This is a genomic window from Massilia sp. CT11-108 (assembly GCF_047302915.1).
Classification (GTDB): domain Bacteria; phylum Pseudomonadota; class Gammaproteobacteria; order Burkholderiales; family Burkholderiaceae_D; genus Telluria; species Telluria orientalis.
In genome coordinates, this window is record NZ_JBKYMO010000174.1 from 1 (window position 1) to 11,230 (window position 11,230).

Below are 11,230 nucleotides of genomic sequence, written 5' to 3' on the forward strand. Positions count from 1 at the left end.
CGCCGACGACGGCCGGCTCGCCTGGATCGACATGCGCGGCCGCCTCGGCCTCGGCGCCGACGGCCGCAGCACCGTCGTGCACGTCGTCGCGATCGACATCACGGAGCGCAAGCGCGCGGAAGAAGCGCTGCAGCTCGCGGACCGGCGCAAGGACGAATTCCTCGCCATGCTGGCGCACGAACTGCGCAACCCGCTGGCGCCGATCTCCAGTGCGGCCGACATGCTGCGCCTGGCCTATACGGGCGAGCCGCGCGTGAAGCAGATCAGCGACATCATCGCGCGCCAGGTCGCGCACATGCGCCACATCGTGAACGACCTGCTGGACGTCTCGCGCGTCACGCGCGGCCTCGTCGCCGTGGCCAGGCGGCCGATCGACCTGCGCCGCGTCGTCGCGGAGGCCGCCGAACAGGTCCGCCCGCTTGTCGACGCGCGCCGCCACCGCCTCGACGTCGCGCTCGGCGCAGCGCCCGTGATGGTGGACGGCGACCACACGCGCCTCGTGCAGGTGGTCGCGAACCTGCTGACCAACGCGGCCAAGTACACGCCGGAGGGCGGCCATATCGAGGTCGAACTGGAAGCCGCCGATGGCCAGGCCTTCCTGGCCGTGCGCGACAACGGCAACGGCATCGGCCCCGACCTGCTGCCGGTCGTGTTCGACCTGTTCACGCAAGCCTCGCGCACGCTCGACCGCGCCCAGGGCGGCCTGGGCCTGGGCCTCGCCCTGGTGCGCAAGCTCGTCGAACTGCACGGCGGCCAGGTCGACGCCGCCAGCGCCGGCCCGGGGCGCGGCAGCACGTTCACGGTGACGCTGCCTTTGCTGGACGTCAAACCGGGGTCAGAGCCCGTTTTTGAGAAATTGCCCGAAACCGGGCTCTGACCCCGGTGTTTCTGCGCCGCATTGGTTTGACGGCATGGGTGGATCGGGGGACGATGGCGCCAACGTCAACGCTCCCGCTTCGTCCATGCCCGTCTCGTCCCCGCCCCAGCTCGGCCTGGTCTGCATCACCGTCTCGAAGGACATCCGCTACCGCACCGTCACGCGCAAGCGCCTGCTGGAGCAGTCGGACGACGGCCAGCGCAAGCTGCTCGACGACATCTACCGCGACAACCTGCAGACGCTGGACGGTGCGCTGCACTACTGCCGCCGCAACGGCATCCGCCTGTACCGCATGCCGTCGTCGATCTTCCCGTTCTTCGACGAGGACATCGGCCGCGCCGTGATGCAGCCCCTCGCACCCGCGCTCGCGCGCACGGGCCGGCGCGCGACGGAACTCGGCCTGCGCCTCGTGATGCATCCGGACCAGTTCGTCGTGCTCAGTTCCGACTCGCCCGACGTCGTCGCCAACAGCGTCAAGATCCTGCGGATGCACGCCGACATCATGGACCTGCTGGAGCAACCGCGCTCGCCGTGGGCGCTGCTCGAGATCCACGGCGGCAAGGCGAACCGCAGCGACGCGCTCGTCGAGCGCATCCATGCGCTGCCCGACGCGATCCGCCTGCGCCTGTGCCTGGAGAACGATGAATACGCGTACGGCGCGGACGAGATCCACGACGTGTGCATGCGCGCCGGCGTGCCGATGGTGTTCGACGCGCACCACCACATCGTGCACGACAAGCTGGCCAGCTACGACGACCCGAGCGTGGCCGCGATGCTCGCCGCGGCACGCGCGACGTGGCCCGTGCCGGCGCACCAGGTCGTCCACATCTCGAACGGGCGCGACGGGTTCAACGATCGCCAGCACGCGGACCTGATCACGACGATGCCGGCGGCGTATGTGGAGGCGCCGTGGATCGAGATCGAGGCGAAGTTCAAGGAAGAGGCGATCGATGGGTTGAGGGGATGGCTCCAACCCGTCGCCCCCGCGAAGGCGGGGGTCTAATTGTTCATGAGCTGTCGAAACGCATGCAAACTTGGGTCCCCGCCTCCGCGAGGACGACGTTGTATTGCTTAGCGGTTGACCGCCCCCATCGCCCCTTCCGGATACCGCGTCCCCACCGCCGCCCCGCGCGGAAAGATCGCTTCCAGCTCCGTCAACTGCGCCGGCCCGAGGTCGATGTCGACGGCATCCACGTTCTCGTCGAGGTAGTTGCGGCGCTTGGTGCCGGGAATCGGCACGATGTCCGGCCCCTGCGCCAGCACCCACGCGAGCGCCAGCTGGCCCGGCGTGCAGCCCGCCTCGCGCGCCAGTTCGCGCACCTTGTCGACGAGCGCGATATTCTGCGCGAAGTTCGCGCCCTGGAAACGCGGGCTGTTGCGGCGGTAGTCGTCCGGCGCGAAATCGTCCGGCGTACGGATCTCGCCCGTGAGGAACCCGCGGCCCAGCGGACTGTATGGCACGAAGCCGATGCCGTGGCGGCGGCACGCATCGAGCACGCCATCCTCGGGATCGCGCGTCCACAACGAGTACTCGCTCTGCAGCGCCGTCACCGGATGCACCTTCACGGCACGCTCGATCGTCTGTACGGACGCCTCGGACAAGCCCACGTAGCGCACCTTCCCGGCGCGGACGAGGTCCGCCAACGCGCCCATCGTGTCCTCGATGGGCGTGGCCGGGTCCACGCGGTGCTGGTAATACAGGTCGATCGTGTCGATGCCGAGCCGCTTGAGGCTTCCCTCGCAGGCGGCGCGTACGTACTCGGGGCGGCCGGAGACGCCGAAATCGCCCGGATTTCCGGGTGTTCGCTTGACGCCGAACTTGGTGGCGATGACGAGTCCCTCGCGCCGCCCGCGGATCGCGCGGCCCAGCAAGACCTCGTTCGTGTGCGGGCCGTACATGTCGGCCGTGTCGAACAGCGTGACGCCCAGGTCGATGGCGCGCTGGATCGTCGCGATGGATTCGGCGTCGTCGCGGTTGGCGTAGAAATCGCTCATGCCCATGCAGCCCAGGCCGATGGCCGAGACGTGCAATCCCTCATTGCCCAGCTGACGTATCTTCATGATGGTCTCCGGTGCGATCGATGGGCGTGACGATAGCCGTTTCGCGGCGACGGCGGCACACGACAGGTTTATGATCATGCAAGCATTCACATCGTTCATGACGGACATGGGAAATGTGAATTGGGAGTTTCCGAGTGCGAAGTCCAGAATGGACGACCATGCTTCTCATGCACACCATGGATGACCGGGCCTGGAGGCGGACATGATCGTCCGCGACCGCCCATCGGCCCTGCGGCTGTTCTTCATCATGCGCGGTTCGATCCTGCCGCGCATCTGGATGCACCTCGCGGTCAGTACGCTGCTGGCGGTGATCGTCACCTGGACCGACGGCCAGTTCGGCCACCACAAGCTGCATTTCACGACGACGCCGTTCACGCTGATGGGGCTTCCCCTCGCGATCTTCCTTGGCTTCCGTAACAACGCGGCCTACGACCGCTACTGGGAAGGCCGCAAGCAGTGGGGGGAACTGATACTGCGCAGCCGCAGCCTCGCGCGCCAGTGCCTGTCGCTCGTCGCGCCCGGCCATCCGACCGCGGACGATCCCCACCTGCGCATCATTCGCCGCGCCATCGCGTATGCACACGCGCTGCGCCACCGGCTGCGCGGCGACACCGACGGCAATGCCGACGTCGCGCCGTGGATCGCACCAGCCGAATGGGAACGCGTGCGCACGCAATCGAACGTCCCGTACGCGCTGATGCTGGAGATGGGCGCCGACCTCGGGGAATGCCTGCGCACGGGCCGCCTGGACGCCTGCCTCGCACCGTCCATCGATGCGAGCTTCTCGGCGATGACGGCGGTGGCCGCATCCTGCGAACGTATCCGCGGCACGCCGATCCCGTTTTCGTACACCCTGCTCCTGCACCGCACGGCGTACCTGTATTGCTTCCTGCTGCCGTTCGGCCTCGTGGACACGATCGGCTACCTGACGCCCCTCGTGTCCGCCATCGTGGCCTACACCTTCTTCGGCCTGGACGCCCTCGGCGACGAGCTCGAGGAACCCTTTCGCGCCTCCGACAACGGCCTGCCGCTCGAGGCCCTGTGCCGCACGATCGAGATCGACCTGCGCACCGCCCTGGGCGACCGCGACCTGCCTCCTCCCCTGCTGCCGGAGAACTACCGGCTCAGCTAGTTCCATCCCGAAGTCGACCCGAGAAAGACATGAAGACAGAATACCTGGACCGTATCCGCTGCGCCTCGCTGCGCGGCCGCGTCACCAGTGCGCACGAGGCCGCGCGCTGGATCAAGGACGGCATGACCGTCGGCATGAGCGGCTTCACCCGCGCCGGCGACGTCAAGCTCGTGCCGGCCGCGCTGGCCGAGCGGGCCCGCACGGAGCCTTTGAAGATCACGCTGATGACGGGCGCCTCGCTCGGCAACGACACCGACAAACGCCTCACCGAAGCGGGCGCACTGGCGCGCCGCATGCCGTTCCAGGTGGACCCCGTGCTGCGCGCGGCGATCAACCGAGGCGAGGTGATGTACATCGACCAGCACCTGTCCGAGACCGTCGAACAGCTGCGCAGCCGCCACATCGCGCCGGTCGACGTGGCCATCGTGGAAGCGGTGGCGATCACGGAAGACGGCGCCGTCGTGCCCACGACCTCCGTCGGCAACAGCGCCAGCTTCGCGATCCTGGCCGACAAGGTGATCGTCGAGATCAACCTCGCCCAGCCGGCCGGCCTGGAAGGCCTGCACGACATCTGGATTCCGAAGAAGCGCCCGTTGCGCGAACCGATCCCGATCATGTCGGCGGACGACCGCGCCGGCACGCCGTGGATCGCCATCCCGCCCGAGAAGATCGTCGCGATCGTGTTGTCCGACCAGCCGGATTCGACGTCGTCCGTGCTGCCGGCCGATCGCGAGACGGCCGCCATCGCGGGCCACCTGATCCGCTTCTTCGAACGGGAAATCGAGGCTGGCCGCCTGGCGAGGGAATTGCTGCCGCTGCAGGCCGGCATCGGCACGATCGCCAACGCGGTGCTGGCAGGCTTTGCCGACAGCCCGTTCGACCGCCTGACGATGTATTCGGAAGTGCTGCAGGATTCGACGTTCGACCTGTTCGACGCGGGCAAGCTGAATTTCGCGTCCGGCTCGTCGATCACGCTGTCGCCGGAAAAGAGCCGGCAAGTGTTCCGCGACTTCGACCGCTACCGCGACAAGCTCGTGCTGCGTCCGCAGGAAGTGTCCAACCACCCGGAAGTGATTCGCCGCCTCGGCATCATCGCCATCAACACGGCCCTGGAAGCGGACATCTACGGGAACATCAATTCGACGCACGTGCTGGGCACGCACATGATGAACGGGATCGGCGGCTCGGGCGACTTCGCGCGCAACGCCTACCTGTCGATCTTCGCGACCAAGGCCACGGCCAAGGGCGGCAAGGTCTCGTCGATCGTGCCGATGGTGACGCACGTCGACCACACGGAGCACGACGTCGACATCATCGTCACGGAACAGGGCCTCGCCGACCTGCGCGGCCTCGCGCCACGCGAACGGGCCGAGGTCATCATCGAACAGTGCACGGCCGAGCCGTACAAATCGATGCTGCGCGCGTACGTGCGGGAAGCGCGGCGGCGCGGCGGCCAGACGCCGCACGTGCTGGAGCAGGCGTACGCGTGGCACACCCGCTACAGCGAGACGGGCTCGATGCTCGAACCCTGAACCTTCAGCGCACCTCCAGCTGGAACGGCGCGGCCGGCAGGTCGTCCGCGCCGAACAGGTTCACGAACGGCGCGTCGGCCCACGCGTAGCGCACGCGCGTGACGTCCGGCGTGCCGGCGCCGGGCAGGACGATGCTGTCACTCTCCTTGCCGGCCACGCGCGCCTCCGCGTAACGGCACACCGTGCCCGCGCACACCTCGAACGCGTTGGCGCGGTCGGACGAATACGTCGCCAGGCCGCCGCCCGTGTCCTTGAACGTCACGACGATGTCGCCGCCCTTGCGCTGCGCCGACACGGCCGTCGGGCTGCCGGGGATCGTCTTCTCGCCATACGCGACGGCGCGCGCCGCGCGCGCGAGGCGTTCGCCGACGACCGTCTTCTGGGTCGGGTGGATGTCGAAACGGTCGCCCACGTCGATCGTGACGGCCAGGCCCGCGTGCGGGTCGTTCGCCACCGCGGCCGCCTGTGCGTCGCGCAGCTCGGCCCAGCCGGACTGGCCCGGCGTTTTCGCCGGCGAACCGTACGACGTCAGTTGCACGACGAAGAACGGGAGCGCCGGCTGGCCGAAGCGCTGGCGCCAGTCGCGCATCAACAGCGGCAGCAAGGTGCGGTATTCCTGCGCCGCGCCGGCGTTCGATTCGCCCTGGTACCACGCGGCCAGCTTGAATTTATAGCCGACCAGCGGCGCGATCATGCCGTTGTACAGCGTGGTCAGGCTCGTCGGCACGGACCACGGCGCCGGCGGCACCGACTGGCCTTTCATGGCGCCGCCGCGCTGGACCTTCCACGCGGCCGGCAGCGGGATCGCCTGGCCGTCCGCGAGACCGATGCTGCGCTTGTCCACCGGCCCGGACAGGCCGCCGCCCTGCCCGCCGCTCAGCACGCGCATGGCGATCACGTTGCGGCCCGGCTTGAACACGCCGGCCGGCACATCGTAGTCGCGCCACATCCATCCCGTGCTGATGCCGCCCACGCGCACGCCGTTGACCCACGTCGTGTCGTAGGTGTCGACGGGGCCCAGGTGCACCGCGTTCGCGGCCTTGGCCTGCGCTTCCGTCAGGGTGATCGTCGTGCGGTACCAAGCGACGCCGTCGAAGTCCTTGAAGCCGGCCACGCCGCTGTCCTTCCACGATCCGGTCGGCGTGACGGTGGGCCATGCGCTGTCGTCGAAATCGGGTGCGATCCACGCACGCTGCGCGGCAGCCGCCGGGTCGTGCGCCGTCCACCAGGCCTCGTTGCGGGCATCCTCGGCGCGCATGCCGGCAACCGGGTCGGCACCGTACTGTTTGACGGCGTCGACGCCGGCCGTGTAGTCGCGGACGGTGCGCAGCGACTCGCCACCGATCCAGCCCTGGATCGTCGTGCCGCCCCAGCTGGCGTTGACGAAGCCGACCGGCACCTTGTAGCTGCCCTGCAGCGAGCGCGCCATGTAGTAGCAGACGGCGGACGCATCGCCGATGGTGTCCGGCCCCGCGATCTTCCACGCGACCGGGCCCTTGAGCTCATCCTGCGGCGCCGCCGTGCTGTTCTTTTCCACGTTCAGGAAGCGGATCCTGTCGTTGGCCGCCATCATCGTCGTCGACCACGCGTTGGTCGAATTGTGCACGGCGAATTCCATGTTCGACTGGCCCGAACACAGGTAGACGTCGCCGACCAGGATGTCGGCGCGGCTGACGCTCTGGCCGCCCGCGGCGACCGTGAGCGTGTAGGGTCCGCCCGCCGGCTGCGGCGGCAGTTGCGCCTTCCACTTGCCGCGCGCGTCCGCGGTGCCGGTCACGGTGCGTCCGCCCAGGGTGACGCTCACCTTGCTGCCGGCGCCGGCCGTGCCCCACACGGCAATCGGCTGGTCGCGCTGCAGGACCGCGTGGTCGGCAAAAATACGGGCCAGGCCCAGGTCGGCCGCCTGCCCCGGCAGGCAGGCGCTTGCCGCCGCGAGCGCCAGCAGGCGTGCGGCCATCTTCGTAGTCTCCATCGAATCTCCTCGTCGTTAGTGGCGCAGATGTTTGCGCTTTTCATTTTTTCTTAATAAATGATGTTATACCAACAGCGAGGCGAAGGCAGCAAAAAAAACGCCAGCCCGCAGGCTGGCGCTTCATTGCGGAGCGGAGCGGTCAGTAGCCGCGGCTGCCCGTGCCCTGGCTGCCACTGGTGGTGCTGGAGCTGGTGCCGGTGCCCGCCGCGCCCGTGCCGGTCGCGCTGGTGCCCGTGCCCGAACCGGAGCCCGTGCCGCTCATGCCGCTCGAACCGGACAGGCCGGTGCCGCTGGCGCCGGTGCTGCCGCTCATGCCGCTGGTGCCCGACGAGCCGGAACCGGTGGTGCCGGTTGCGCCGCTCGAACCCGAGGAGCCGGTGCCGGTGCCGGTCGGAGGCGTGGTCGTGCCGCTGCCCGTGCCCATGCTGCCGCCGGTGCCGGTACCCGTGCCGCCCGACGTGCCGCTGCCGCCGCTGGTGCCGGTGCCGGTGCCGGTGCCCATGCTACCCGACGAACCCGAGGTGCCCTGGGTATCCTGGCTGCCGCTCGACGACGAACCGCTGCTGGAGGAACCGCCGCTGCCGCTCGAACCGCTGCTCGAGCTGCTCTTCTTATGATGTTTTTTCTTCGTGTGTTTCTTGGTGGTCGAGCTGCCCGACGTCGACTGATCCTGCGCGGTCGCGCTGCTGCCCGTCGACGAACCGGTCTGCGCCTGCGCGTTGACCGTACCGAACATCGCCACCGTGACGGCAGCACCCAGCAGGCCCTTCAGTAACTTATTCATTTTCATATCGCTCTCCTCAGAGAATGGATTTGGGGCAAAAAAAACTCTGCAATATCAAGAAGATACTGTGGAGGCGGAGTTTAAAGAGATCGCCGTGAAGGGTGCGCGCGTTAGCCTCGCGGAAACAAAAATCAGTACGCCCCGGCCGCCTGCGCCGCAAGCGTGCCCATCCGCGTGTACAGGTCGAGGATGTTGCTCTTGTCGTCCGGATAGACGCGGTTCGACAGGAACACGTAGAACGACTTCGACTGCGGATCGACCCACAGGATGCAGCCCGTGAAGCCGGTGTGGCCATAGCTGCCGACCGGGTACACGGTGCCGCGCGGGCGCTTCGCGTACGGCGAGTCGATGTCCATGCCGAGGCCGCGCCCGGCCAGGCCGGGAGGCGATTGCACGGTCGTCAGCAGGCGGACGCTGTCCGGGCTCAGGATGCGCACGCCGTCCAGCACCCCGCCCGCCAGCAGCATGCGGGCGTAGCGCGCCACGTCGCCGACGGTCGTGAATACGCCGGCCGAGCCCGCCACACCGCCCATGCGGCGCACCGTCGGGTCGTGCACGACGCCGCGCAGGAGCTCGCCCGGCGCGAGGTCGCCATGCGCGCCTTTCCCGTCCGCGCTGCCGACCTGGGTCGGCGCGATCGTCTCGACGTCGGTCCGGCGCAGCGGCAGGTAACCCGTGTTGCGCATCCCCAGCGGCGCGTAGATGTGCGACTGCGCGTAATCGTCCAGCGGCGTGCCCGTGACCTTTTCGACGACCTGGCCCAGCAGCACGTAATTGACGTCGGAATAGCGGAAGAACGTACCGGGCGGGTGCGTAACAACCTGGGCACACGCGAGCTGGTGCGCGGCCACGCGGCCTTTCCATGCAGGGAGGGCCGGCAGCCCGGCGGGCAAGCCCGAACTGTGCGTGAGCAATTGCCGGATCGTGATCGTTTCCTTGCCGCCGGTCCCGCATTCGGGGAAGTATTTGACGAGTTTGTCGTCGAGCCCGATACGTCCCTGCTCGGCCAGGATCAGCACGGACGGCGCCGTCGCCAGCACTTTCGTCAGCGAGGCGGCATCGAAGGTGGTCGCCGTCGTGACCGGAGCCGCATCCGGTTCATAGGTCAGGCGGCCGTAGGCGCGTTCGTAGACGGCGTCCTCGTGCTCCAGGTGGAACACGGCGCCGGGCAACTTGTGCGCGTCGATGGCGCCCTCGATGGCGGCGTCGATCTGGGGAAAGCGGCGCACGTCCAGCCGGGGGACATCGGCCGCGGGCACGCTCGGTACACGGGCAGGCAAGGTGCAGCCGGCAGCGAGCACGGCGATGCAAGGAAGCAGGTAAATACGCATGTTGAGCAAACGGAGATGCCGTGGAGACATTGTTCAACAGGCCATCATATGCCGTTCCGGACCGTGGCGCACGCGAAAAATTCGATCGGCGTATCATGGGACGATGAATGCACCAATGATTCCTTTCTCGATACTCGACCTCGCCCCAATCACCGAAGGCAGCGACGCTGCCGAATCGTTCCGCCGCTCGCTCGACCTCGCGCAGCACGGCGAACGCTGGGGTTACCACCGCTTCTGGCTCGCCGAACACCACGGCATGCCGGGCATCGCCAGCGCGGCGACGGCGGTGCTGATCGCCCACGTGGGCAACGGCACCTCCACCATCCGCCTCGGCGCCGGCGGCATCATGCTGCCGAACCATTCCCCGCTCGTCATTGCCGAACAGTTCGGCACGCTCGAATCGCTGTTCCCGGGCCGCATCGACCTGGGCCTCGGCCGCGCGCCCGGTTCCGACCACGCGACGGCCCGCGCGCTGCGCCGCAATCTCGCGTCCGACGCGGACGAATTCCCGCAGGACGTCGTGGAACTGATGGATTATTTCGCGGACGCCCCGCGCCGCCACGTGCGCGCCGTCCCCGGCGCCGGCCTCAAGGTGCCCGTGTGGATCCTCGGCTCCAGCCTGTTCGGCGCGCAGCTGGCGGCAATGCTGGGCCTGCCGTACGCGTTCGCGTCGCACTTCGCGCCGCAGATGATGATGCAGGCCATCGAGATCTACCGCGCCAGCTTCCGCCCCTCGGCCCAGCTCGACAAGCCGTACGTGATGCTCGGCTTTAACGTGTTCGCCGCCGAGACGGATGCGGAAGCCCAATGGCGCGCGACGTCCATGCAGCAGGCGTTCGTCAACCTGCGCAGCGGCCATCCGACGCGTTTGAAACCGCCCGTCGAAGGTTATCTCGACCTGCTCGGCCCGGCGGAACGCGGCATGCTCGACGGCGTGCTGTCGTGCTCGGCGATCGGCTCGCCCGAGACCGTCGAACGGCAGCTCAGGGACTTCATCGCGCGCACGGGCGCGGACGAGCTGATGATCACGTCGCAGATCTACGACCACGCGGCGCGGTTGCGCTCGTACGAGATCGCGGCGGAGATCCGGCGCAACGGTGATCTGGCGAACATTCAACCGGCGCGGCCTTAGCCACACTTGTCATCCATGGACGGCACCGGGCCGTTGATTGCATAACCATGGAGGACCTATGAACACTCGACTGATCGCCGCAACCCTGATGCTCTCGCTCGCCTCGACGGGCGCCGCCTATGCCAAACCCAGCTGCGCGAAAGGCGCCATCGTCGGCGGCGTCGGCGGGCACGTGGCGGGCAAACACGGCTTGCTCGGCGCTGCCGCCGGCTGCGCCATCGGCCACCACATGGCCAAGAAGCAGGAGAAGGAGCAGCAGCGGCAGGCGCAGGCGCAAGCACGGCAGCAGGCCGCCAACAGCCAGCAGCCGGCACCGCGCAAATAACCCCCCCCGTGGGGGGGGGGGCGGGGGGGGGGGCCCCGGGTTGGGGGGGGGGGGGGAAATTGGTTGGGGCGGGGGGGGGGGGGG

Annotated in this window: 10 protein-coding genes; 6 read left to right on the forward strand and 4 right to left on the reverse strand. The window is 68.3% G+C overall.

The window, feature by feature from the left end; genetic code table 11:
* The coding region (locus tag ACEN88_RS15355; protein ID WP_413340894.1) for an ATP-binding protein at positions 1 to 877 on the forward strand (877 nt) is incomplete at its 5' end.
* Positions 878 to 962: 85 nt separating this feature from the next.
* Positions 963 to 1,880, forward strand: a complete 918-nt coding sequence (uvsE, locus tag ACEN88_RS15360; protein WP_413340896.1) for a UV DNA damage repair endonuclease UvsE — start codon at positions 963 to 965, stop codon at positions 1,878 to 1,880.
* Between the two features lie 68 nt (positions 1,881 to 1,948).
* Here the strand turns inward: uvsE and ACEN88_RS15365 are convergent, their stop codons facing one another.
* A complete protein-coding gene (locus tag ACEN88_RS15365; RefSeq protein WP_413340897.1) occupies positions 1,949 to 2,938 on the reverse strand; it encodes an aldo/keto reductase in 990 nt (329 codons plus the stop codon).
* A gap of 202 nt (positions 2,939 to 3,140) precedes the next feature.
* On the opposite strand from ACEN88_RS15365, the gene ACEN88_RS15370 reads away from it, so the two are divergent.
* On the forward strand, positions 3,141 to 4,070 hold the full coding sequence (locus ACEN88_RS15370; protein ID WP_413340898.1) for a bestrophin family protein: 930 nt from the start codon (positions 3,141 to 3,143) through the stop codon (positions 4,068 to 4,070).
* A 29-nt stretch (positions 4,071 to 4,099) separates the two neighbouring features.
* Entirely contained in the window at positions 4,100 to 5,602 is a 1,503-nt protein-coding gene (locus ACEN88_RS15375; RefSeq protein WP_413340900.1) for an acetyl-CoA hydrolase/transferase family protein, read from the forward strand.
* A 4-nt stretch (positions 5,603 to 5,606) separates the two neighbouring features.
* On the opposite strand, the gene ACEN88_RS15380 is transcribed toward ACEN88_RS15375, so the two are convergent.
* The 3 genes from ACEN88_RS15380 to ACEN88_RS15390 form a co-directional block, all read right to left on the reverse strand.
* A complete protein-coding gene (locus ACEN88_RS15380) occupies positions 5,607 to 7,574 on the reverse strand; it encodes a sialate O-acetylesterase (protein WP_413340902.1) in 1,968 nt (655 codons plus the stop codon).
* A 139-nt stretch (positions 7,575 to 7,713) separates the two neighbouring features.
* On the reverse strand, positions 7,714 to 8,364 hold the full coding sequence (locus ACEN88_RS15385; protein ID WP_413340903.1) for a hypothetical protein: 651 nt from the start codon (positions 8,362 to 8,364) through the stop codon (positions 7,714 to 7,716).
* A gap of 125 nt (positions 8,365 to 8,489) precedes the next feature.
* Entirely contained in the window at positions 8,490 to 9,689 is a 1,200-nt protein-coding gene (locus ACEN88_RS15390; RefSeq protein WP_413340905.1) for a serine hydrolase domain-containing protein, read from the reverse strand.
* 115 nt (positions 9,690 to 9,804) lie between these two features.
* Here ACEN88_RS15390 and ACEN88_RS15395 point away from each other — a divergent pair, with 115 nt between their 5' ends.
* Together ACEN88_RS15395 and ACEN88_RS15400 are read left to right on the forward strand one after the other, a co-directional pair.
* Positions 9,805 to 10,821, forward strand: a complete 1,017-nt coding sequence (locus ACEN88_RS15395; protein ID WP_413340907.1) for an LLM class flavin-dependent oxidoreductase — start codon at positions 9,805 to 9,807, stop codon at positions 10,819 to 10,821.
* Between the two features lie 58 nt (positions 10,822 to 10,879).
* Positions 10,880 to 11,146, forward strand: coding sequence for a hypothetical protein (locus ACEN88_RS15400; RefSeq protein ID WP_413340909.1), 267 nt, complete (start codon positions 10,880 to 10,882; stop codon positions 11,144 to 11,146).
* The last annotated feature ends 84 nt before the right edge of the window (positions 11,147 to 11,230 follow it).

Bases quoted from the DNA above. Each gene is read 5' to 3' on its own strand.
- uvsE (WP_413340896.1), top strand. From the start codon at position 963: ATGCCCGTCTCGTCCCCGCCCCAGCTCGGCCTGGTCTGCATCACCGTC.
- ACEN88_RS15365 (WP_413340897.1), bottom strand. From the start codon at position 2,938: ATGAAGATACGTCAGCTGGGCAATGAGGGATTGCACGTCTCGGCCATC.
- ACEN88_RS15370 (WP_413340898.1), top strand. From the start codon at position 3,141: ATGATCGTCCGCGACCGCCCATCGGCCCTGCGGCTGTTCTTCATCATG.
- ACEN88_RS15375 (WP_413340900.1), top strand. From the start codon at position 4,100: ATGAAGACAGAATACCTGGACCGTATCCGCTGCGCCTCGCTGCGCGGC.
- ACEN88_RS15380 (WP_413340902.1), bottom strand. From the start codon at position 7,574: ATGGAGACTACGAAGATGGCCGCACGCCTGCTGGCGCTCGCGGCGGCA.
- ACEN88_RS15385 (WP_413340903.1), bottom strand. From the start codon at position 8,364: ATGAAAATGAATAAGTTACTGAAGGGCCTGCTGGGTGCTGCCGTCACG.
- ACEN88_RS15390 (WP_413340905.1), bottom strand. From the start codon at position 9,689: ATGCGTATTTACCTGCTTCCTTGCATCGCCGTGCTCGCTGCCGGCTGC.
- ACEN88_RS15395 (WP_413340907.1), top strand. From the start codon at position 9,805: ATGATTCCTTTCTCGATACTCGACCTCGCCCCAATCACCGAAGGCAGC.
- ACEN88_RS15400 (WP_413340909.1), top strand. From the start codon at position 10,880: ATGAACACTCGACTGATCGCCGCAACCCTGATGCTCTCGCTCGCCTCG.